This is a genomic window from Oerskovia gallyi (genome assembly GCF_014836745.1).
Classification (GTDB): domain Bacteria; phylum Actinomycetota; class Actinomycetes; order Actinomycetales; family Cellulomonadaceae; genus Oerskovia; species Oerskovia paurometabola.
Genome location: NZ_JACSQE010000011.1, coordinates 62,476 through 84,617, shown reverse-complemented (window position 1 = coordinate 84,617; position 22,142 = coordinate 62,476). Strand labels below are relative to the sequence as shown.

The 22,142-nt window shown below is 74.3% G+C and carries 19 protein-coding genes and 1 tRNA gene; 9 read left to right on the top strand and 11 right to left on the bottom strand.

What is annotated here, in order from left to right; translation table 11 throughout:
• Positions 1-74: 74 nt before the first annotated feature.
• Entirely contained in the window at positions 75-2,216 is a 2,142-nt protein-coding gene (locus H9640_RS19715) for an Ig-like domain-containing protein (RefSeq protein WP_191791328.1), read from the bottom strand.
• A 437-nt stretch (positions 2,217-2,653) separates the two neighbouring features.
• Between H9640_RS19715 and H9640_RS14055 the strand changes: the two genes are divergently transcribed.
• From H9640_RS14055 to H9640_RS14045, 3 genes are read left to right on the top strand one after another with little or no spacing between them, the layout of a single operon-like run.
• On the top strand, positions 2,654-3,451 hold the full coding sequence (locus tag H9640_RS14055) for a hypothetical protein (RefSeq protein WP_191791327.1): 798 nt from the start codon (positions 2,654-2,656) through the stop codon (positions 3,449-3,451).
• Complete coding sequence (locus H9640_RS14050; protein ID WP_191791326.1) at positions 3,448-5,130, top strand: DNA polymerase Y family protein; 1,683 nt, start codon at positions 3,448-3,450, stop codon at positions 5,128-5,130. The genes H9640_RS14055 and H9640_RS14050 overlap by 4 nt, the downstream gene beginning before the upstream one ends.
• Positions 5,123-8,860 (top strand): error-prone DNA polymerase, encoded by a 3,738-nt coding sequence (locus tag H9640_RS14045; RefSeq protein WP_191791325.1) that lies wholly within the window; start codon positions 5,123-5,125, stop codon positions 8,858-8,860. Before H9640_RS14050 ends, H9640_RS14045 begins: the two co-directional genes overlap by 8 nt.
• Positions 8,861-8,965: 105 nt before the next feature.
• On the opposite strand, the gene H9640_RS14040 is transcribed toward H9640_RS14045, so the two are convergent.
• From H9640_RS14040 to H9640_RS14010, 7 genes are all read right to left on the bottom strand, one after another.
• The gene (locus H9640_RS14040; RefSeq protein WP_191791324.1) at positions 8,966-9,436 is read right to left on the bottom strand and encodes a hypothetical protein; all 471 of its coding nucleotides are present in this window, start codon (positions 9,434-9,436) and stop codon (positions 8,966-8,968) included.
• An 88-nt stretch (positions 9,437-9,524) separates the two neighbouring features.
• The gene (locus H9640_RS14035; protein WP_191791323.1) at positions 9,525-9,989 is read right to left on the bottom strand and encodes a GNAT family N-acetyltransferase; all 465 of its coding nucleotides are present in this window, start codon (positions 9,987-9,989) and stop codon (positions 9,525-9,527) included.
• A gap of 67 nt (positions 9,990-10,056) precedes the next feature.
• Entirely contained in the window at positions 10,057-12,621 is a 2,565-nt protein-coding gene (leuS, locus tag H9640_RS14030; RefSeq protein ID WP_191791322.1) for a leucine--tRNA ligase, read from the bottom strand.
• A gap of 150 nt (positions 12,622-12,771) precedes the next feature.
• A complete protein-coding gene (locus H9640_RS14025; RefSeq protein ID WP_138824599.1) occupies positions 12,772-13,188 on the bottom strand; it encodes a hypothetical protein in 417 nt (138 codons plus the stop codon).
• 18 nt (positions 13,189-13,206) lie between these two features.
• Positions 13,207-14,112: a Gfo/Idh/MocA family protein gene (locus H9640_RS14020; RefSeq protein WP_191791321.1), complete on the bottom strand. Its 906-nt coding sequence runs from the start codon at positions 14,110-14,112 to the stop codon at positions 13,207-13,209.
• 27 nt (positions 14,113-14,139) lie between these two features.
• On the bottom strand, positions 14,140-15,054 hold the full coding sequence (locus H9640_RS14015; protein ID WP_318243779.1) for a serine protein kinase RIO: 915 nt from the start codon (positions 15,052-15,054) through the stop codon (positions 14,140-14,142).
• Between the two features lie 260 nt (positions 15,055-15,314).
• On the bottom strand, positions 15,315-16,124 hold the full coding sequence (locus tag H9640_RS14010) for a metal-dependent hydrolase (RefSeq protein ID WP_191791320.1): 810 nt from the start codon (positions 16,122-16,124) through the stop codon (positions 15,315-15,317).
• 133 nt (positions 16,125-16,257) lie between these two features.
• Between H9640_RS14010 and H9640_RS14005 the strand changes: the two genes are divergently transcribed.
• The 6 genes from H9640_RS14005 (at position 16,258) to H9640_RS13980 (ending at position 20,863) form a co-directional block, all read left to right on the top strand.
• On the top strand, positions 16,258-16,884 hold the full coding sequence (locus H9640_RS14005; RefSeq protein WP_191791319.1) for a methylated-DNA--[protein]-cysteine S-methyltransferase: 627 nt from the start codon (positions 16,258-16,260) through the stop codon (positions 16,882-16,884).
• Positions 16,885-16,948: 64 nt separating this feature from the next.
• A complete protein-coding gene (locus tag H9640_RS14000) occupies positions 16,949-17,494 on the top strand; it encodes an RNA polymerase sigma factor (RefSeq protein ID WP_191791318.1) in 546 nt (181 codons plus the stop codon).
• Positions 17,491-18,117: a methylated-DNA--[protein]-cysteine S-methyltransferase gene (locus H9640_RS13995; RefSeq protein ID WP_191791317.1), complete on the top strand. Its 627-nt coding sequence runs from the start codon at positions 17,491-17,493 to the stop codon at positions 18,115-18,117. The genes H9640_RS14000 and H9640_RS13995 overlap by 4 nt, the downstream gene beginning before the upstream one ends.
• Positions 18,114-19,052 carry a DNA-3-methyladenine glycosylase family protein gene (locus H9640_RS13990; protein ID WP_191791316.1) on the top strand — a complete coding sequence of 313 codons (939 nt, stop codon included), beginning with the start codon at positions 18,114-18,116 and terminating at the stop codon, positions 19,050-19,052. The genes H9640_RS13995 and H9640_RS13990 overlap by 4 nt, the downstream gene beginning before the upstream one ends.
• A 58-nt stretch (positions 19,053-19,110) precedes the next feature.
• Positions 19,111-19,341 carry a hypothetical protein gene (locus tag H9640_RS13985; protein WP_191791315.1) on the top strand — a complete coding sequence of 77 codons (231 nt, stop codon included), beginning with the start codon at positions 19,111-19,113 and terminating at the stop codon, positions 19,339-19,341.
• A gap of 49 nt (positions 19,342-19,390) precedes the next feature.
• Positions 19,391-20,863 (top strand): LssY C-terminal domain-containing protein, encoded by a 1,473-nt coding sequence (locus H9640_RS13980; protein WP_318243778.1) that lies wholly within the window; start codon positions 19,391-19,393, stop codon positions 20,861-20,863.
• On the opposite strand, the gene H9640_RS13975 is transcribed toward H9640_RS13980, so the two are convergent.
• The 3 genes from H9640_RS13975 to H9640_RS13965 all read right to left on the bottom strand — a co-directional run bounded on the left by H9640_RS13975 (position 20,860) and on the right by H9640_RS13965 (position 22,029).
• A complete protein-coding gene (locus tag H9640_RS13975) occupies positions 20,860-21,018 on the bottom strand; it encodes a hypothetical protein (RefSeq protein ID WP_191791314.1) in 159 nt (52 codons plus the stop codon). The two genes, H9640_RS13980 and H9640_RS13975, sit on opposite strands and share 4 nt — an antisense overlap.
• On the bottom strand, positions 21,018-21,779 hold the full coding sequence (locus H9640_RS13970) for a class E sortase (protein WP_191791313.1): 762 nt from the start codon (positions 21,777-21,779) through the stop codon (positions 21,018-21,020). The genes H9640_RS13975 and H9640_RS13970 overlap by 1 nt, the downstream gene beginning before the upstream one ends.
• Before the next feature lie 165 nt (positions 21,780-21,944).
• Positions 21,945-22,029: transfer RNA gene (locus H9640_RS13965), tRNA-Leu, on the bottom strand.
• Positions 22,030-22,142 lie beyond the last annotated feature (113 nt).

The following is a 22,142-nucleotide window of genomic DNA, read 5'->3' as shown; positions in this document are numbered from 1 at the left end:
CCATCGTGCCCGGTGGGTCCGGGAGGGGCCAGAGGAGACGGGTGAGCGGTGCGGTGGTCTGTCGACGCGAGCCGTCAGGCCGCGCGGGAGCGGTTCCTGAGCAGCACGCCGGCCACACCGGCACCGAGGACGAGGCCTCCGACGGCGAGCAGGGACGCCACCGACGCCCCCGTCGACGCCAGGCGGCTGCTCGAGGGGGCCGACGAGCCCGGGACGGCCTGTCGGTCGCTCGGGATCGCGGCCGGTTCGGCGCCCGGGTTCAGCACGGTCGGGGTGAGGCCGGGGGACGTGTCGGTCGAAGGAGGCACGGGGGGCGCGAGCTCGCCGTAGACCTCGATGGTGACCGATGCCTCGGCCGTGCGGCCCCAGGCGTCACGAGCGCGGACGGTCAGCTGGTCCGGCCCCAGGTAGCCGAGGTCCGGGGAGTAGACGAGGGTGCTGCCCTCGCCCTGCGCGACGGTGCCGTGCTGGGGCGTGCCGACGGCGTCGAGCACCAGCTCGGGCTGGTAGGCGGCTTCGGAGGCAGGGAGGACCGGTTCGAAGGTGACCGCCGTGTTGCGCGGCGTGCGGTGGTGCTGGTCCGCGATCGCCGGTGCGCCGAGCACCCGGATCCGTACGGTGGCCTGCGCGGGCTGACCGTGGGCGTCGACCCCCTGGTAGGCGAACGAGTCCTCGCCGACGAACCCCTCGTGCGGGTGGTAGGTGCCCGTGGTGCCGCCCAGGTCCGCCGAACCGGCACGAGGTGCCTCGACGCCCGTGATCGTCAGGGTGTCGCCGAAGGAGGCGGTCAGCAGGTCGACCCCGACGGGGACGCCCGCGGGCGTCGTCAGTGCGTGGTCGGCCAGTGTGGGCAGGTTGTGGACGGTGACGCTGGCCTGCGCCTGCGACTCCTGCCCCAGGTCGTCGATCCAGGCGAAGGTGAAGGTGTCCGTCCCGGCGAAGGTCTCGCTGGCCGGGAATCCGTCGTCGGGCGTGTAGCGGACCTGGCCGTCGCCGGTCACCGAGACGCTGCCGTGCTGGGGAGCGTCTCGCAGGTCGAAGGTCGAGGCTGCCCAGGGCAGCGTGGCCGGAGTGCGGAGGTCCAGCGCCACCGCCTGCCCTGGGGTCGTCGACGCCGCGACGTCTGCCGCCTGCGGCGGCGCCTGGACGTCGATGTACATGGTGTTGTACCTGGCGTCGGTGGCGGGGCCCGTCGAGCCGCTGAACTTCCACGGGTTCACCAGGGTGTACGCCCAGGTGAACCGTGTCCCCACGGAGTCGTTCGAGGTCCCGACGAAGCCCGCGTTCGGCATCACGACGATGTCCTGCGCGTGCGCACCGGTGGTGAGGGTGCCGCGCCACGTGGTGATCGTCGAGGAGAAGTAGCCGTTGGTGAAGTTCGCGAAGCTGGTGCCTGCCACGATCTCCCGGAGGTCGACACGGGCGCTCTGGCCGATGCCCACCTTGGTGCGCAGGCTGGAGACGGCGGCCCGCTCGACCCAGCTCACGCCGGCCTTGTGGTGCACGCTGCGGCCCCACGTGTCGGTGAGCTCCAGGGTGACGACGTCGTTGCCGATGTAGTCCCGCGGGCTCGCCTGCAGCTCGATACCGCCAGGCATCGGTGCCGCCGTCGCGTGCTCCGCGTCGACCAGACCGGTGACGGTGACCCCGTGGCCCGGGACGGCGCTCTTGGTGGTGGCGCTGGTCTGCGGGTAGGTGCGCAGGTCGAGCTGGGTGAGGTTCGTGACCGCCTTCACGCCCGTGCTGGGGTCGTTGACGATCCACGAGCTGATCGTCGGGCTCACCGGCTTGCCGGCCACGGTGACGGTCAGCGTGGCGCCGGTGGTGTTGCCGTCCGTGTCCGTGACCGTGTACGGCACGGTGAACTCCGCGGTCTTGAAGACGCGAGCGGTGGACGAGTTCGGGTAGTCGGGGTTGTCGTTGGCGAAGGTGATGCGGAAGTCGTCCCCGACGTCGACGGTGGTGGCGTCGCCGCCGGTGACGGTGCCGACGTGCACGGAGGCCACCTCCCCGGCGACCTGGTCGTTCGTCAGCACGTCGATGGTGACCGGCACGCCCGAACCGGTGAGGGCGGTGTCGTCGGTCGCGGTGATGTCGCTCGCCTGGGCGGGTGAGGCACTCACACCCAGCGCGGTGGCGGCCAGGACGAGCGCACCGCAGGCGGCTACCGCCTGGTGGCGTCGGCGTGCGGGCCGGGTCGTGGGTGCGGGGTGCACAGCTTCTCCTTGGTCGGCCGACGGGACGTCGGAGCGTGATGGGGACGCTTCTCATCCTTCCTGCTTGTGAAGACTTTCACATGAGCAGGGCGGGGAGAGGGGGTGCAGGGTTGAGGTGAGGGTGTGGGCTCCGGGCAATTGGGGTGCTCTCGTCAGGAGTCGGTCGCGTGTCGAGGGTCCGCGCACCGCCTCCCGCAGCTGGTCCGAGGCAACCCATCGTTGATATCCCGCCCTTCCTGGCCCAACCATGAGGTGTCGCCTGAGGCTTCCGGAATGCCTGTATGCGGGGTTGATTGTTGCGCGATGGTGAAACTCTCAACCACGGGTCGACCCCTGGTGTCGACCGGGTGGGACGAGTTGACACCCCCTCGCGGAGCGCGTGTACTGGAAGTGTTCGAACACCTGTTCGAATGTCTTTCGAGCGTGCAGGAGGTGTCATGACCCTGGTCGACGACACCCTCCGGGAGGCACTGAGCGGCGTCGGCACCGCGACGGCCACCGCCTCGGCAGAGGCCGCCGGTCTCGTGCAGCCCGCCGGGTCCACGCACGCCCAGCGGGCGCTCCTGGCCCGGTCGGTGCTGCGCCGCGCGGAGCTCTCGGCCCGCCGCGCACCGGGGAGCACGGGGGAGGAGAAGCTCCTCCCGGTCCCCGACGAGCTGGCCGGCCTGCTCCCGTTCGGCGGTCTCCAGCGCGGCACCGCCGTGGTGGTCGACGGCTCGACCTCGCTCCTGCTCGCGCTGCTGTCCGAGGCCTCGCGCACGGGGGCCTGGACCGCCATGGTCGGCTTCCCGCGCCTCGGGGTCCTCGCGGCCGCCGAGGCAGGGATCGACCTGGGCCGCGTCGCCCTGGTCCCGTCCCCCGGGCCGGACGCCGCGGCAGCGGTCGCTGCCCTGCTCGACGGGATCGACGTCGTCGTGGTCGGGCCGCAGGCCGCGCTGACCGACGCCGACCGCCGTCGCCTGACCTCCCGGGCCCGCGAGCGCGGGAACCTCCTCGTCGCGGCGCAACCCTGGGCCGGGGCGCACGTGGTCCTCACGGTCCGCGAGGGCACCTGGTCGGGCACGGACCACGGCGCCGGGTACCTGCGCAGGCGCCGGCTCACGGTCCGGCGCAGCGGGCGGGCCGGCGCCGCGCGCGGCATCGAGCGCCAGGTCGAGCTGCCGCTGCGCGGAGGCGTCGTGAAGAACCCGCGGCAGGTCGAGAAGACCCCGCCCGGCCTCCGGCTCGTCGGATGAGCGCCGGGAGCACGGCCACCCGCACCGCGGTCCTGTGGGTGCCGGACTGGCCCGTCGTCGCCGCGATGGGCGCGGCCCAGGTCCCCGCGCACGTGCCCGCGGCCACGCACGACGGGCGCCGCGTCCTCGCGGTCTCGGCCACCGCGCGGGCGCAGGGCGTGCGCCGGGGGATGCGACGCCGTCGGGCGCAGGAGTGCTGCCCCGAGCTCGCGCTGCTCGACGCCGACGACGCGCGCGACGCACGCGAGTTCGAGCCCGTCGCGCTCGCCGCCGAGACCGTGGTCGCGGGCATCGAGGTCGCGCGCCCGGGCCTGCTGCTCCTGCCCTCGGGCGGCCCCGCGCGCTACCACGGCACCGAGGAGCGCCTCGCGCAGGTGCTCGTCGAACGGGTCGCTGCGGACACGGGCCACGAGAGCCAGGTCGGCGTCGCCGACGGGATCCTGGCCGCGGTGCTGGGCGCGCGGTCCTCGCTCGTCGTGCCCGCAGGGACCTCCCGGGCCTACCTGGCCCCGCGCCCGCTGGGCGAGCTCGCGCACGTCGTCGTGGGCGACGCCCAGCCCGTCGCGCAGCTCGTCGACCTCCTGGGCCGCCTCGGCGTGCGGACCTTCGCGGACCTCGCCGCGCTGCCCGCCCCGAGCGTCCTGTCGCGCTTCGGCGACCTGGGGGCCTGGGCGCAGCGCCTCGCGCAGGGCGAGGACCTGCGCCCGCCCGCGCGGCGCCGCATCGAGGCGGACGTCGCCGTCGAGTGCGAGCTCGACCCGCCCGCCGAGCGCGTCGACGTCGCGACCTTCGCGGCCCGCCGCCTCGCCGAGGACCTGCACGCCCAGCTCGTCGAGCGCTCGTCGTCGTGCGGGCGGCTGCGCATCACGGCCCGCACCGAGGACGGGCGCGAGCTCGAACGGACCTGGCGCTGCGACGACGGCGCCATGGGCGGCCTCACCGCGGCCCGCATCACCGACCGCGTGCGCTGGCAGCTCGAGGGGTGGCTCACGGCGTCGCGCGTCGCGCTGGGACAGCGGCAGCGGCAGGGTCGGAGGGTGCGCCGGGACGACCACGCACAGACCAGCCACGACGACCTGCCGGACCTCGCCGAGGACCGGCCCTCGCCGCTCGTGCGGCTCGCGATCACCGCGGAGGAGGTCGTGGCCGCGGGCGCCGAGCAGCCGCGGCTGTGGGGCGCGTCGAGCGGCGAGGACGCCCGCGCCCAGCGCGCCCTGGGCCGTGTCCAGGGCCTCCTGGGCGGGGACGGCGTGCTGAGCGTCGTCACGCAGGGCGGGCGCGACGTCCACGACCAGGTGCACCTCGCCCCGTGGGGGGACGCGGCCCCCGCGCCGCGGCGCGCGGACCTGCCGTGGCCGGGGCGCCTGCCCGAGCCCGCGCCCGCTCTCGTCCTGGACGTCCCGGAGGACGTCGCCGTCCTGGACGACGCCGGAGCCCCCGTCCGCGTCGACGTGCGCCTCGCGATGAGCGCACCACCCGCGACCGTGCGGTGGCTCGCGCCACGAGCCGGGGCGAGCCGGCGTGTGCTCGGCTGGGCCGGGCCGTGGCCGCTCGCCGAACGCTGGTGGAGCGAGACGCCGCGCCGTCGGGCATACCTCCAGGTCCTGCTCGACGACGGACGCGGCGTGCTGCTCGCGAGCGCCCAGGGGCGCTGGACCGTGGAGGCCGTCTATGACTAGGGCAGCCCCGCCGGGCGCCGGGGTGCGCAGACCGCCCCGCTACGCCGAGCTGCACGCGCACTCCGCGTTCAGCTTCCTCGACGGCGCGAGCCACCCCGAGGAGCTCGCGGCCGAGGCCGCGCACCTGGGCCTGTCCGCGCTCGCCGTGACGGACCACGACGGCCTGTACGGGGTCGTGCGCTTCGCGACCGCGGCGCGCGCGGTGTCCCTGCCGACCGTGTTCGGCGCCGAGCTGCACCTGCCCGTCGCGCCCGCCCCCGGCGCGGCCCCCGTCCTGGACGCGCCCACGGGCGTGCCCGACCCGCGCGCGTCCCACCTGCTCGTCCTGGCCCGCGGCCCGGACGGGTACCGCAACCTGTCGAGCGCGATCGCGACCGCGCACCTCGCGACGGGCACCAAGGGCGCGGCCGACTACCGGCTCGAACGGCTCGGTGAGCAGTCGGACGGCCAGTGGGTCGTCCTCACGGGCTGCCGCAAGGGCGCCGTGCGCTCGGCGCTGCTCACCGAGGGGCCGCGGGCCGCCCGGCGCGAGCTCGACCGGCTCGTGCAGGTCTTCGGCGCCGACAACGTGGCCGTGGAGATCACCGACGCGGGCGACCCCCGCGACAGCGACCTGTGCGACGCGCTCGCCGGGCTCGCCGCCGATGCGCACCTGCCGCTCGTCGCGACCGGCAACGTGCACTACGCGCGCCCCCGCGACGCGGCCCTCGCGGGGGCGCTCGCGGCCGTCCGTGCGCGCTCGTCGCTCGACGACATGGACGGCTGGCTGCCCGGTGCCCCCACCGCGCACCTGCGTTCGGCGGCCGAGATGGCGGACCGGCACCGCCGCCACCCGCAGGCCGTGGCGACCGCGGCCGAGCTGGGTGCCGAGTGCCAGTTCGACCTGCGCCTCGTGGCCCCCGAGCTGCCGCCGTACCCTGTCCCCGCCGGTCACGACGAGAGGTCGTGGCTGCGCGTGCTCGTGGAGCGCGGCGGCACCGACCGCTACGGCCCTCGCGAGGCCGAGCGCGAGCCCGGTGCGTGGCGGCAGATAGACCACGAGCTCGCGATCATCGAGCAGCTCGGCTTCCCGGGGTACTTCCTCATCGTGTACGACCTCGTCGAGTTCTGCCGCGCCCGCGGCATCCTCGCGCAGGGGCGCGGCTCGGCCGCGAACTCGGCCGTCTGCTACGCGCTCGGCATCACGGCCGTGGACGCCGTCAAGCACGGTCTGCTGTTCGAGCGCTTCCTCGCGCCCGAGCGCGACGGCCCCCCGGACATCGACGTCGACATCGAGTCGGTGCGTCGCGAGGAGGTCATCCAGTACGTGTACGAACGGTTCGGGCGCACGCACGCGGCGCAGGTCGCCAACGTCATCTCCTACCGGCCGAAGTCCGCGGTGCGCGACGCCGCACGGGCCCTGGGGCACGACGTCGGGCAGCAGGACGCGTGGAGCAAGTCGATCGAGCGCTGGGGGTCGCTGCGCGGGCCGGACCCGTCGAGCCCCGCGGCGGACCGGGCGGCCCGGGAACGGGCGATCGCCGCGCGCGGGGCGCACGCGTCGGTCCCTGGGACTGTCGGGCCCGCGGCGGCAGGGGCGTCTGCGGCAGGGGGCACGGCGCGCGCCGACGCGCCGCCCGCCGTCGTGACCCGCACCGCGGCCAAGGACGCCCGCGCGGTCGAGGTCTGGGGGACCGGTGCACCGCGGCAGCGCGAGCAGCGGCGCCGCCCCGACCGCCCGCACACGGGCCACGCCGACTGGACCCCGGACCTGTCGGGTCGCGTCGTCGACCCGCTGGCCGAGGACCAGGGCGACAGGCGCGGCAGGGACCAGGGCGCTGGCCCCACGCTGCGCTCCGACGACCCGCACGACGTCGTGCCCGCGCGCCGCCCGCCGTCGGCCGCCGAGGAGGGCGAGATCCCGGGCCCGGTGCTCGAGCTGGCCGAGCGCCTCCTGAGACTCCCGAGGCACCTCGGCATCCACTCGGGCGGCATGGTCATGTGCGACCGCCCCGTGATCGAGGTGTGCCCGGTCGAGTGGGCGCGTATGGAGGGGCGCACGGTCCTGCAGTGGGACAAGGAGGACTGCGCGGACGCGGGGCTCGTGAAGTTCGACCTGCTGGGCCTGGGGATGCTCACGGCGATCCGGGTCGCGTTCGAGCTGATCGCCGAGCACGAGGGCCTGGGCCTCGAGCTGCACTCGCTGCCCGACGACGACCCCGCGGTGTACGACCTGCTGTGCGCGGCGGACACGGTCGGGGTGTTCCAGGTCGAGTCGCGCGCCCAGATGGCGACGCTGCCGCGCCTGCAGCCTCGCACGTTCTACGACATCGTGATCGAGGTCGCGCTCATCCGCCCCGGCCCCATCCAGGGCGGCTCGGTGCACCCGTACATCAACCGGGCCCGGGGCCGGGAGAAGGTCGAGTACCTGCACCCGTTGCTCGAGAAGTCGCTCGCCAAGACGCTGGGCGTGCCGCTGTTCCAGGAGCAGCTCATGCAGATGGCGATCGACGTCGCGGGCTTCAGCGCGGCCGAGGCGGACCAGCTGCGCCGCGCGATGGGGTCCAAGCGGTCGGTCGAGCGCATGGAGGCGCTGCACGGGCGGCTCCTGGACGGCATGGCGAAGAACGGCGTCGCGCCCGACGTCGCCGAGCAGATCTTCGACAAGCTCAAGGCGTTCGCGGACTTCGGGTTCCCCGAGTCGCACGCCTACTCGTTCGCGTACCTCGTGTACGCGAGCGCATGGCTCAAGGTGCACCACCCGGCCGCGTTCTACGCAGGGCTGCTCGCGGCGCAGCCCATGGGGTTCTACTCGCCGCAGTCGCTCGTCGCGGACGCGCGCCGGCACGGGGTCACGGCGTTGCGCCCGGACGTCAACGCGTCGGGCGTCAAGGCGGGGGTCGAGCGGCTGCCCGCCTCGGCGAGCCGGGGGGCGAAGGAGGGGGCGCCGTCGGGCAGGGACGTGCGGCCGGGCCTCGCCGCGCCCCACCGGGGTCCCCTCACCCCGCGTGCCCCCGCCCCGCCCGACGGCGCCGCGCGCCCCGACCTGTCCCTCGCGGTGCGCATGGGGCTGGGCAGCGTGCGCGGGGTGGGGGACCCGGTCGCGGAGGCGGTCGTCGCGGCGCGCGCAGCCGGGCCCTTCACGGACCTGCGCGACCTGGTGCGGCGCGTCGACCTGACCACGACCCAGCTCGAGGCCCTCGCGACGGGCGGCGCGCTCGAGTCCTTGGGCGTGGCACGGCGTGAGGCGCTGTGGGCTGCGGGGGCGCTCGCCCAGGAGGGGCCGGACACGCTGCCGGGGGTCTCGGTCGGGGTCGAGGCGCCGACGCTGCCGGGCATGAGCGAGGTCGAGACCGCGGTCGCGGACGTGTGGGCCACGGGCGTCTCGACCGACTCCTACCCGACCCAGTACGTGCGCCCCGGGCTGCGCCGGGCAGGGGTCATCACGGTCGCCGAGGCGGTCGTGCACGAGGCCGGCCGGCGGGTCGCGGTCGGGGGAGTCGTGACCCACCGCCAGCGCCCCGGGACCGCCGGAGGTGTGACGTTCTTGTCGATCGAGGACGAGACGGGGCTGCTCAACGTCATCTGCACGCCCGGCCTGTGGCAGCGGTTCCGGCGGGTCGCGCGGTCCTCGCCCGCGCTCGTGGTGCGGGGCCGTCTCGAACGGGCAGACGGCGCCACGAACCTCCTCGCGGAGCACCTCGCGCCGCTGTCGCTGCAGGTCGCGTCGCGCTCGCGGGACTTCCAGTAGGGTCCCGCTGGAAGGCTCGGGCGGGCCGATCGAGGTGCGGCCGGCTGGGGTCCTCTCGCCGGAGGAACCCCAGCTGGCCGCATCTCGCGCTGGCCGTGTGCCCGCCTACCCCTGCTTGGCCCCGATCTCCAGGGCCCGGCCGTGGATGCCGCCCAGGACGTCTGCCCCGGCGAAGCCCTCCCAGACGGAGGTCGACACCTCGAGCGAGACCGCGAGGCCGAGCACGTAGTCCACGCCCCAGCTCTCGTCGACCACCTCGAAGCGCCAGGGGCGCGGGCGAGGGCCCGGCCACGGCGGAAGCTTGGGGCGGCGCGGGGGAGTCGGGCACCAGTCGTCGACGTCGATGTCGAACCCGACGTGCAGGTGGTGCGCCGTGAACGCGAGCTGGACGAGCGCGGCGCCCGCGTGGAACCCGGTGCGCATCCCGTCCGGAGGTCCGGGGGGCAGCGGCTGCGGGTTGAGGGAGACCTCGGCCCCTCGGGAACCGGTGAAGGGGCCGTACGGGTTGCCCAGCAGGTCGAAGATCGCTGGGTGCCGTCGGCCGATGAGTGTCAGCGCGCTGGTCGTGAGTGCCATGGTGCCCCCTCCTTCGGTGGGCGGGCGCGGATGCACCCGCTACCTGGAAGGAGACCGCCCGGACCGACGGTGATGCACCGCGAGGCGGTCAGACGAGCGGCTTGCGCATGCTGAAGTTGGTCAGCGACACGCCCCGGAGCACGGGCTGGCGTTCCTCGACCACGACGAACCCGTGCTTCTCGAAGAAGGGGCGGGCCGTGAGGCTCGCGTACGTGGTGAGCTCGACGGCGCCACGGCCGCGGGCGGTGCGTGTCACGTGGTCGAGCAGCGCCGAGGCGACGCCGCGTCGGGTCACCGCGGGATCGACGAACATCATGTCGATGTACCCGCGCTCGTCGACGTCGCTGAACCCGAGGACCTCGTCGCCCTCGACCGCGACGACCGTGTCGGTCTGCAGGCGCTTGACCGCCCAGACGTCGAGCGGGATGTCGTCCGACCCCCAGGCCGCGATCTGCTCGGGTGAGTAGTCCTTGCTCGCCGTGACCCGCACGGCTCGCAGGAACACCCGGAGCGTCGCTTCCGCGTCGGACTCGTCGTAGGCACGCAGGATCATGGCGTCGAGCCTAGTCCGGGACGGATGCGGGGCTCTCGGTCCGCCCCTGACCGTACCCCCGACCGTCTCACGCCCGGGTGACGACGTTGACCACTCGCGGTGCCCGCACGACCACGCGGACCACAGGGCGTCCGGCCACGGCGCGCCGGACCGCCTCGCGCCCCAGCGCGGTCTCCCGGAGCTCGTCCTCGCCGACCGACGCGTCCACCGTGACCCGGTCCCGCACGCGGCCGTCGACCTGCACCACGGCCTCGACCGTCGACTCGGCCAGCAGGGCGGGGTCGACCTGCGGCCATCCGGCCACCGCGACCGAGGGGTCGTGCCCGAGCGCGGCCCACATCTCCTCGGCCGTGTACGGGGCGAACAGGCTCAGCAGGATCGCGAGGGACTCGGCGGCCTCCCGCAGGGCGGGGTCGGCGGGCCCCGGTCCGGCGTCGATCGCCCGCCGTGCCGCGTTCGTGAGCTCCATGAGGCGCGCCACGGCCACGTTGAACCGGGACGTGTCGAGCAACCCGGTGACGTCGTGGACCGTCCGGTGCGTCACCCGGCGCAGCGCGGCGTCGCCGCCCGTCGCCGCGGGGCTGGCCGTCGACCATGCGTGGGCGACGGCCGGGCTCGTCACGTCCTGGGCCACGCGCAGCACCCGGCCCAGGAACCGCTGCATGCTCCCGGGGGACAGGTCCGCCCAGTCGACGTCGTCCTCGGGCGGCCCGGCGAAGACCATCGTGAGCCGCACCGCGTCGACCCCGTACGCGTCGAGCTGGGCCCCGAGGTCCACACCGTTGCCGAGCGACTTGCTCATGGCCCGGCCCCGGTTGATCACCTGCCCCTGGTTGAGCAGGGTGGCGAACGGTTCGACGACGTCGACCAGGCCCATGTCGTGCAGCACCTTGGTCACGAAGCGGCTGTAGAGCAGGTGCAGGACGGCGTGCTCGACGCCCCCGACGTACTGCGTCACGGGCATCCACCGGCGCACGGCCTCGGGGTCGAACGGCCCGTCGGTGTGTCCCGGGGAGCAGTAGCGCAGGAAGTACCAGGACGAGTCGACGAACGTGTCGAGCGTGTCGGTGTCCCGTCGGGCCTCGCGCCCGCAGCGCGGGCAGGTGGTGCGTACCCAGTCCTCGGCACCGGCCAGGGGCGAGACCCCGCGGGGGGCGAGGGCCTCGCCCCTCAGGTCGGGCAGGCGGACGGGCAGCTCGTCGTCGGGCACGGGGACCTCCCCGCACGCGGTGCAGTGCACGATCGGGACGGGGGCTCCCCAGAAGCGCTGGCGGGAGACCAGCCAGTCGCGCAGGCGGTGCACGACCTGCGGCCCGCCGCGCCCCTGGGCCGACAGCCAGGTCGTGGCGCGCGCGGCGGCCTCGGCGGGGGACAGGCCGTCGAGCGTCAGCCCCCCTCCGTCCGAGTGCACGACGACGTCGCGCGCCTGCGAGGTCTCCTCGCCCGGCGCGGTGGTCAGGACCGGGCGCACGGCCAGCCCGTGGCGTGCGGCGAAGGCCCGGTCGCGCTCGTCGTGCGCGGGGACTCCCATGACGATCCCCGACGCGTACCCGGGCAGCACGTGGTCGGCGGCCCACACGGGCAGTCGTTCGCCCGTCGCCGGGTGCTCCACCCAGGCCCCCAGGAAGAGACCGGTCCTCTCGCGCGAGGTGCCCTGGCGGTCGATGTCGCTCAGGGCCAGGCTCGCGGCGCGGTACGCCTCGAGCGCCTCGGCGTGCTCGGGTGCGCACAGCTCGCGGGCGACGTCGGCGTCGGGGGCCACGGCCAGGAACGTCACGCCGAACAGGGTCTCGGGCCGGGTGGTGAACGCCGACACGGTGCGCGGGCCCGCGTGCGGCGTCCGGGCACCGCGTGCGTCGGCCCCGTCGACGAGCGCGAAGTCGACCCGCGCCCCCGCGCTGCGCCCGATCCAGTGGCGTTGCATGGCCAGGACCTTCTCGGGCCAGTGCCCTTCGAGCGCGTCCATGTCGTCGACGAGCCGGTCGGCGTAGTCGGTGATGCGCAGGAACCACTGGGTCAGGTCGCGCCGGACGACCGGTGTGCCGCACCGTTCGCAGGCTCCGTCCACGACCTGCTCGTGCGCGAGCACGGTCCCGTCCTGCGGGCACCAGCTGACGGGGGCCGTGGCGCGGTACGCCAGCCCACGCTCGACCAGGCGCACGAACAGCCACTGCGTCCACCGCATGAACGCCGGGTCGGAGGTCTGCAGGCGGCGTGACCAGTCGAACGACACCCCGTAGCGCCGGATCGAGCGGGCCTGGGTCGCGATGTTGGTCTCGGTGAAGACCTCGGGGTGCTCGTCCCGGCGGATCGCGGCGTTCTCGGCGGGCAGCCCGAACGAGTCCCACCCGATGGGGTTCAGGACGTCGTGCCCGAGCTGGCGCCAGTAGCGCGCGACGACGTCCTCGAGCGCGAACACCTCGGCGTGACCCATGTGCAGGTCACCCGAGGGGTACGGGAACATCGTCAGCAGGTAGCGGCGCTCGCGGGCCCCGTCGTCGCGGGCGCGGAACACCCCGAGCGTCTCCCAGACCTCCTGCCAGTGCTCCTCGACCTCGGCGTGCCGGGCCCGGCCCGTGGTGGTCGGCGGGGTGGGCGCTGTCATCCGGGTGGTGTCCTGGTCCTGCGTCATGGCGTCTCCTCAGCGGTGCTCCGTCCTGTGCGTGGGCACAAAAAAGCCCCTCGGGGTACGAGGGGCTGCCGCGCTGGTCGTGCCGTGTCAGCGCGGCGGTGTAAGGAGGAGCGAGGAACGCATGGCGGGGAGCCTAGCAGCCGGCCCGTCTCACGCCAACGGGTCGACGGGCACGACGACGCAGATCTGGAACGTGTCGCGCCCGCGCCGCAGCAGGTAGCGGAAGCTCTCGGTGTCGGCCTCGGCCGCGTACTCGTCGCGGTAGCTCCAGCGCACGTCGGCCCACACGAGGCCCGCGCTCGTGGTCCCGAGCGAACGGATCTGCGCGACGGCCCCGACGAGGCCGCGCTCGCGGTAGCTCTCGGCAGCGCCCCGGAAGGACTCGCGCACGGTGTCGGGCTCGCTGATGAGCACCGACGCCTCGTCGGTCACGACGAGCGCGGGGAACGCGTACGTCTCGGCGATCGTGTCGAGGTCGCCGGCCGCGAGCGCCACGCCGTAGGAGTTGAGGAACCTCTGGACGTCGTCGTGGTCGTAGGCGGTCGCGTCGGGCGTGGGGGTGGTCATCCGTTCACGCTAGGCCGGTCACGCCGAGCCCGCACGAGATGCCGCCTCGACCGCTGCCTGGACCGCGGCCAGGAGCGCGACCGGCCCTACGAGCTGGGCGCGCGTGTCGGGGGCAACCGTCCCGGCGACCTGGTCGAGGAAGTGCGCGAGCACGGGCTCGAGGTAGTCCGGCCCGACGTCCAGGTCGCCCGCGACGGTCCCGCCCGTGGTGGTCACGGCCGCGTGGAACGGCTGGTTGGGGTGCAGGTGGGGGTCCACGAACCGCAGGCGCACGACGACGTCGCGCCCGCCGGTCGTCGCGGTCACGGTCGCGGTCACGGCGTCGTCCTCGTGCCCGACGGCGGGCTCCCCCCACGTGAGGTCGGCGTCGCCTCCGAGGAGCGAGCGGGCGGCCTCGACCAGGTGGATGCCGAGGAAGTGCAGGCCGTCGTGGGGCGAGCCCGGGTCGGCGGGACCGGACACGGTCAGCGTCGTGATCCTGCCGTGCGCGAGGGCGGCAGCCCGCAGCCGTGCGACGTCGGGCACGAAGCGCAGCGCCGAGCACGAGGACAGCACGGACCCGCTCGCGCGGGCCGCGGTCACGAGGTCCTCGGCGTCGGCGACCCCTGCGGTGAACGGCTTGTCGACCAGCACCGGCAGCCCGGCCCGCACGAAGGGCAGGGCTGCCGCGTGGTGGAGCCGGCCCGCGCGGTGGGCGACGACGACCGCGTCGACCGACGTGACGTCGTCGGGCCCGCCCGCCCGGACCGGGACGCCCGCCGCCTCGCTCCGGCCGGCGAGCTCCGCGACGCGCCCCGGGTCGCCGTCGGCGAGGACCGTGACCCGCACACCCGGAAAGCGCCGCTCGACGTTCAGCAGGCGCACGTGCTGGTCGGCGTGCGAGGAGTCGAGCCCGACGAGCGCGAGGCGGAGGGTCTGGGTCATCCGGTCATTCTTCCTGACCGGACCAGCTCACCACGCCTGCGCGATGAGCTCGGCGAACAGCTCGCCCTCGTCGACATCGAGCCCCCGGGAGCGGAACCACGCGCACATGGTCCGGCAGTCGCGCATCAGGAGGTCGGTGCCGTGGGGGTTCGCGACGAGGTCGAGGACCTGCGGCAGGTCGATGATCACGATGCGCTCGCCCTGGGCCAGCACGTTGTAGGGCGACAGGTCACCGTGCGCGTACCCGTGCGCGGCGAGGAGGCCCATGGCGTGCCGGAGCTGGTCCCAGTACGCCTCGACCGTGCCGGCGTCCGGTCGCACGCGGGCCAGGCGTGGCGCGGCGACCCGGCTCGCGGGCGACCCGTCGGCCTCGCCCGTGCTCGCGTGCTCCCCGACGAACTCCATGAGGATCTCCGTCCCGTCGATCTGGACCGGGTACGGGACGGGGGCCCCGGCGGACCACAGCATGGTCAGCGCCGCGAACTCGGCGTTGGCCCACTGCGCGGCCGCGGCCTCGCGCCCGTAGGAGGACTTGCGCTCGATCGCGCGCCGGTCGCGCGAGCGCCGGACCTGGCGGCCCTCGACGTACGCGGAGTCGCGGTGGAAGGCGCGGTGCTCGGAGCTGCGGTAGCGCTTGGCGGCGAGCAGCGAGAACTGGTCGGGGTCGTCGGGCACGGCGCGCTCGAGCAGGAAGACGTCGGCCTCCTTGCCCGTCTTGAGGACGCCGAGGTCGGTGTCGATCGCGGCGTCGGCCGTCACGACCCAGCCGGGACGGGGCTCGGGGCCGCGCATGCCCTTCTCGACGCTGGACCACGTGGACCAGCGCTGGTCCGGGTCGAGGGCCGCGTCGAGGTCGTACGCGTCGATGCCGGAAGCGTCGAACGCGTCGTCGGGGACGCCGGTGTGGCGGGGGAGTGCGGGAAGGTCGATGTGCTCGTGCACGGGTGGGGCTCCTCGGGTGAGGTGAGGAGCCGGCGTCAGCGGCCGGGGCTCCTCGGGAAGGTGGAGGCGTGGGGAACGACGACGACGGTCATCACGACACCTCTCCTTCTCGCAGCCCCAGGCTGCGCGCTCGCGCCGGACCTTCTCCGGCGGACGTGCCCACCCTCGCACCCGGCGGCGGGGGTGGGCAACGGAATTAACGACGCTCCCCGGCAGCGCTCCCCGGCAGCGCTCCCCGGGAGCCGGCCGGAGGGTGGGCGTCAGCCTCCGAACGAGGACACGAGCAGCGTGTACGTGCCGCTCGTGTCGAGGCCCATCTGGGTCAGCAGCGACCACACGACGCCCGCGACGGCGTACGCGGTGACCGGGATCAGGAAGAGCCACTCGCGCACGGACCCGGCGTTGCCCAGGACGGGCAGCGCGAAGTTGCCGCCCGGGCGCCAGATGTCGTTGAGCACGTTGGTCCTGCGCACCCAGCGCGGCGCCTTGAACGTGATCGGCCACAGCAGCGGGCACCCGCCCGTGGTCATGACGTCGCCGACGATGTGGACCGTGACGCCGAGCCCGACCGCGACGGGGAGCCAGTTCCACTCCTCGGGGGCCAGGAGCGCGACGAGGATCGCGATCGTGATCGACCCGATCCACGGTCCGAGCTTGCCGCCGCGCGTGAGCTTGAGGGCCTTGAGCGCGAACGCGACGAGCAGGATCGCGACGACGCCCGCCCCGACAGCGACGGTCCCGAACGTGTCCGACTCGTACGTCACGAGACCCGCGAGCCACGCGAGCGCGGTGAAGACCGCGATCCCGAGGATCGAGTGCGTCCCGCGGCGGTGCCCGCCGGAGATGGTCTCGACCAGGTTGGCGACCCCCTCGGAGACGGGCGGCAGCGAGTGCGCGATGGTGCCCGAGTGGTGGTCGGCGTCGGGCAGCAGGGCCGCGCCGGCGCACACGATCGCGCCCGTGACGACGCCCACGTCCGAGACGGGGTAGATACCGAGCGTGTACGGGGCGGTCGAGGTGACCGCCACCCATGCGGCCGCGCCGCAGGCGGCGTGGTGGCCACCCATCATGATGCGTTCGTCCCGTCGGTCGTGTTCGTCCAGCAAGTGTGGTTCGCGCGGTCTGTCCGCGCGACAGCACACCCTACCCGTCAGGGACCGACACCCGACCTCACGTCTTGTCGGACCCTGGCGTCTACAGTGCATGAGACACCACGACGAGCAGGCGACGACCAGGACGGGAGGCAGCGCCGTGTCGGATCTGCTGGACCGGCCCCAGGAGCCCGGGAGCCCCGCGTCCGAGCCAGGTACCCCCACGACCCAGGCCGGCCGGACGGTGCATCACGCGGTCTTCGACTCGCCGGTGGGCGAGCTCACCGCGGTCGGCACGGCCGACGGGCTGCGCGCGCTGTACTTCGACGCCCACAAGCGCCGCCCCACGGGCGAGACCTTCGGCGAGCGCGACGACGACGCGTTCGAGGAGGTCCGCGTCCAGGTCGGCGAGTACTTCGCGGGGGCGCGGCGCGACTTCGACCTGGACCTGGCCCCGGTCGGGGACGGCTTCCAGAAGAAGGTCTGGGCGTTGCTCGCCCAGATCCCGTACGGCGAGACGCGGACCTACGGCGACCTCGCGGTCGCGCTCGGCGACCGGAACCTGGCCCGCGCGGTCGGCGCGGCCAACGGCCAGAACCCGCTGAGCATCGTCGTGCCCTGCCACCGCGTCGTCGGGGCCGACGGCTCCCTGACGGGGTACGCGGGCGGGCTCGAGCGCAAGCGGTTCCTCCTGGCCCTCGAGGAGTCCGACGAGACGCGCGCGAGCAGGCTCTTCTGATGGTCGCCGTCGTGCGGCGTCGTCGGGCACCTCACGTTCTGCGCGCCCGGGCCGTCTACCCGACGTGAAGCCCTTCGAACGCGTCGTCGCCGAGCACGGCGCCACGGTCCTGCGGGTGTGCCGCGCGGTCCTCGGCCCCGTGGACGCCGAGGACGCGTGGTCCGAGACCTTCCTGTCGGCCCTCCAGGCGTACCCGCGCCTCGACGAGGGGGCCAACGTCGAGGCCTGGCTCGTGACGATCGCGCACCGCAAGGCGATCGACGTCACCCGCGTCCGTGCCCGGGCCCCGATCGCGGTGCCCGACGTCGCCGGGCTCACCCACGAGCCCAGCCGCGACGGGCTCCCCGAACGGGGCGTCGAGCAGCGCGACGACGACCTGTGGCGGGCGCTCGCAGCCCTGCCGCCCAAGCAGCGCCAGGCCGTGGCCTACCACCACGTCGCGGGGCTGCCCTACCAGGAGGTCGCCGCGATCCTCGGCGGCAGCGCCGAGGCCGCGCGCCGCGCCGCCTCGGACGGCATGGCGACGCTGCGGCGCACCTACCCGCCCGCCGGCCCCTCGGCCGAGCGCGCTCCCTCCTCCGTCCGCGCCTCGAAAGGAAGTGCCTCATGAGCGACACCTCGTTCGACGACGTCGCCTTCCTCGCGACCCTCGGTACCGCTCTCGACTCCCAGGCCACGCTCTCGCGGCTGCACGACCGTCTCTCGGAGGACGCAGCGTCGTCGGGCCTGCTGGACGTCGCCTACCGCACGCTCGACACCCCCGTGGGGACGCTGCTGCTCGCCGCGACCGACGCGGGCGTCGTGCGCATCGCGTTCGACGTCGAGGGGCACGACGCCGTCCTCGACCGCATCGCCCGCACCGTGAGCCCGCGCGTCCTGCGCGCCCCCGGGCGCCTCGACCGGCTCGCGACCGAGATCGACGAGTACTTCGCGGGCGAGCGCCGCGCGTTCGACCTGCCGCTCGACCTGACCATGGCCTCGGGGCCCTTCCGGCGCGAGGTCCTGACCCACCTGCGGGACATCGGCTACGGCCGCACCGCGTCCTACGCCCAGGTCGCGGCCGCCGCGGGCAGCCCGCGGGCCGTGCGGGCCGTGGGCACCGCGTGCGCCAAGAACCCGCTGCCGCTCGTGGTGCCGTGCCACCGGGTCGTGCGCTCGGACGGCACGAGCGGCAGCTACGCGGGCGGCGCGGAGGCCAAGCGCCTGCTGCTCGCCCTGGAGCGAGCCGCATGACCACCCTGCCCGACGGCGTCGCGACCGCCCCGGAGGCCGCCGCGCCCGAGGCGGGGGCCTGGTCGCGGCACGTGCCCGTGGTGCTGCCCTTCGACGCGGCCTCGGCCCTCGCCACGCTCGTCGCGCACGCCGTGCCGGGCGTCGACCGGGTCGACCGCTCCGGCGTCGGAAGGGGGGAGGTGACCCGCCTCGTCGAGACGGCCTCGGGCGCGGCGGCCGTGACGGTGCGGCTGGCGCCCGAGGAGGTCGAGGTGCGAGGGAGCGGCTCGGACGCGGACGAGACCTGCGCCCTGGTCGCCCGGTGGTTCGACACCGACGCCGACCTCGCGACCGTGCACGCCGTGCTCGGGGCCGACCCCGTGCTGGCCCCGCTGCTCGCCGCCCGCCCCGGCCTGCGGGTCGTCGGGCACCCGTCCGGGTTCGAGGCCGCGGTCACGACGGTCCTGGGACAACAGGTCTCGCTCGCCGCGTGCCGGACCTTCGCGGGGCGGCTCGCGGCCGCGTACGGGCGCCCGGCCGCTCGTGCCGGTGAGGAGGGCCTGCGGCTCTTCCCCGACCCGGGGACGCTCGCGGGCGCGCAGGCGGCGGACCTGCAGTCCGCCGTCGGGATCACGGGCGCCCGGGCCCGCACGCTGCTCGCGCTCGCGGAGGCCTGCGCCGACGGGTTGACGCTCGCGCCGGACACGGCAGGCGACCCGGTGGCGCTCGCGGACACGCGCGCCCGCCTGCTCGCGCTGCCGGGCGTCGGGCCCTGGACCGTGGACTACCTGTCGGTCAAGGTGCTGGGGGACCGCGACGGGTTCGTGCCCGGGGACCTCGTGCTGCGCAAGGCCCTCGGTGGGATCGACGCGCGCGCCGCGGCCGCGGCGGCGCTGGCGTGGTCCCCCGTGCGGGCGTACGCGCTGTTCCACCTCTGGACGCACACGGCCTACTGACGCCCCGTGCGGACGGCGCGATACTGGACGAAGGACCACCGACCGGAAGGGATGCCCCATGAGCACGGTGACGGCAGGGACGGACGGCACGGGCACCACGAGCGTGACGGGCGCCTCGGGCACGGACCCCGACGACGTGCGCGACCAGATCGAGGCCGGCGTCCTGTTCGCCAACGGTCGCCTCGCGGGGCGCCGCTTCGCCTCGCTCGCCGAGGCCCAGGCGTGGGCGCACCCCGAGCTCGGCGACCAGGTCGTCGAGTTCAACCCGGTGTGCGACTGCTCGGTCTGACGCCTCGCTCCGCCCAGCCCGAAGCCGCCGGGCGACCTAGGGTGGGAACGTGACCCGCGAGAGCGCGCCCGACGCCGCCCGCAGCACCGCTGCGCGCGTCGACGTGCCCGCGAGCCCTCCCGCCGACGCCGCCGCCGTCCAGCCCGCCGACGTAGCCCCCGGTCGGACCGGTCCGCCTGCCCCTCGCGGCCTGCGGCACCGGCTCGTCGAGCTGGGCGACGGGTTCTTCTTCGTCTTCGCGGGCCTCGCCGCCGTGTGGCTCGCGTGGCTCGTGCTGAGCGAGTCGATCCACCTCGGCTGGTTCGCGATCCTCTACGTCGTCGCCGTGTGGCTCGTCATCGCCTACCTCGCCCTGCCGCGGCTGCACCGGATCCTCACGACGCTCTACGTGCCCGAGTACTTCATCGGCCGCACGCGCACCGCCAACGGGTTGCTGGGCGACCCGGTCAACCTCGCGCTGCTGGGGGACGAGGCGCAGGTCCGGGCCGCGATGGAGGCCGCAGGGTGGACGCTCGCCGACGACGTCACGCTCGCCTCGAGCGGACGCATCGTCGCGGCCACGCTCGGCCGGCGCAGCTACGACCAGGCGCCCGTGAGTCCCCTGTTCCTGTTCGGGCGCCAGCAGGACTTCGCGTTCCAGCAGGAGGTCGAGGGGAACCCGTCTCGCCGCCACCACATCAGGTTCTGGCGCTGCCCGCCGGGCTGGCCGCTCCCGGGCGGACGTCGCGTCGACTGGCTCGCGGCCGGGACGTACGACCGGTCGGTGGGCTTCTCCCTGTTCACGCTCCAGGTGACGCACAAGATCGAGGCCGACACCGACGAGGAGCGCGACCACGTCGTGGCGACGCTGCTCGGGGCCGACGTCGGCGTCGAGGTCGAGGTCATCGAGGACTTCTCGACCGGGTACCACGCACGCAACGGCGGCGGCGACGCGATCCGCACCGACGGCGACCTCCCCGTCGCGGACGTCCGGGGCGTCGCGGTCCCGGCGACGTCCGCAGCGGGACCCGACGGTGCGAACGCCCCCACCGAGCGCCCGACGCGCCGACCCGCGGCCACCACGGTCGGTGCGCTGCTCGTCGTGCTGGGGGTCGTTGCCGACCTGGTGTGGCTCGCGAACCTCGCGCTGCACTGGGACCAGACGCTGCGCTCGCTCTTCCTGGGCGGCAGCGTGACCCAGGCCGACATCGACGAGGCGTCCGGCCCGCTGCTGGTCCTGGTGGTGGTGCTGCTCTCGCTCGTCGCGGTGTTCCAGCTCTTCCTGGCCTGGCGCGTCCTCAGAGGCCGCAACTGGGCGCGGGACCTCGTCATGGTGCTCGCCGCGATCAGCACGACGTCGTCGTTCGTGGGGTGGGCCGTGTCCGGGAACCAGATCACGCTGAGCACCACGCTGCTCACCGTGGCGCTCGACATCCTGATGCTGCTCACGCTCTCGAGCCGGGACGCCGCGGCGTACGCGCGGGACGCACGCACCGAGCGCCGGCTCCGGCGTGAGCGGCGCCGTGCCGGAGGGCGCGGCTAGTCGAAGTTCGGGTCGCCGTTGATGTTGAACGTGTCGGCGACCCACGGGAAGACCCAGGTGAACAGGACGGCCACGACCGCCGCCACCAGGACGAGCGACTGCAGCACCTGCCAGAAGCGGTTGCCCGGCAGGTGCCGGAAGATCCACCCGTACATCACTGCACCCCCGGGTCGTTGAGGACTTGCTCGGGCATACCGTCGGCGCGGTCCATCCAGCCGACGAACGTCGCGTAGGTGATCCACCGGTGGGAGTTGCCGAACTCCCCGAGCGTGGGGGAGTGGCACGTCGTGAGGGTCAGGATCCGCTCGGTCGGCTCGACGCCCGGCTGGTTGGGCACGGGGGCGAGGACCTCGACCTGGCTCGGCAGGACGATCTCGTGGCTCGTGACCTCGTACACGTACCAGGTCGTCGCGGTCTCGACGATGACCTGGTCACCCTCGACGAGCTCGTTGACGAACCGGAACGAGTTGCCGTACGTGCGCCGGTGCCCGGCGAGCGCGAAGTTGCCGACCTCACCGACCTGCTGGGTCTGCATGTAGTGCCCCGCGACGGCCTTGTTCAGCAGCGCGGTCGTGGTGCCCTGGACGATCGGCATGGTGTTGTCGGTCTTGCCGTACCAGGTGGGGACGATGAGCGCGCCGATCGTCTCGCCCTCGGCGACCGCCTCGGGGACCGGCGGGGCGTCGGTGCGCAGCTCGGCGGCGACCTCCGGAGCCGGCGGAAGCGTCTCCTGGAACTCGGTCATGATGGTCGACGCCGCCTGGCTCGACTGGACCGTGGTCCACCACAGCTGCCACACCACGAACAGGCCGACGACGATGCCGAGCGTGATCAGCAGCTCGCCCAGCACGCCGAACGTCGTGGAGACGGCGCCACCACCCGAGCGGCCGCGCGTGCGATGGCTGGTGTGCCTCACGAACCCTCTTCTCCCGATCGAGCCACGGCGACCCTGTCGGATCGACTTCACAGCCTAGTCGGTCGGGCCGCTCCCGGAGGCGCGCGCGGGAGGGGGAGTCGGGGCAGCAACAACGAAGCGGACCTGGTTTCCCTGGTCCGCTTCGCGGTTCGCTGTCTCAACGAGTGTCCGGAGGGGGACTTGAACCCCCACGCCCGATAAAGGGCACTAGCACCTCAAGCTAGCGCGTCTGCCATTCCGCCACCCGGACGGGTGTCCTGCTGCCGGTGTCGCCACCGGGTCTCGCACAACGAAGCGGACCTGGTTTCCCTGGTCCGCTTCGCGGTTCGCTGTCTCAACGAGTGTCCGGAGGGGGACTTGAAC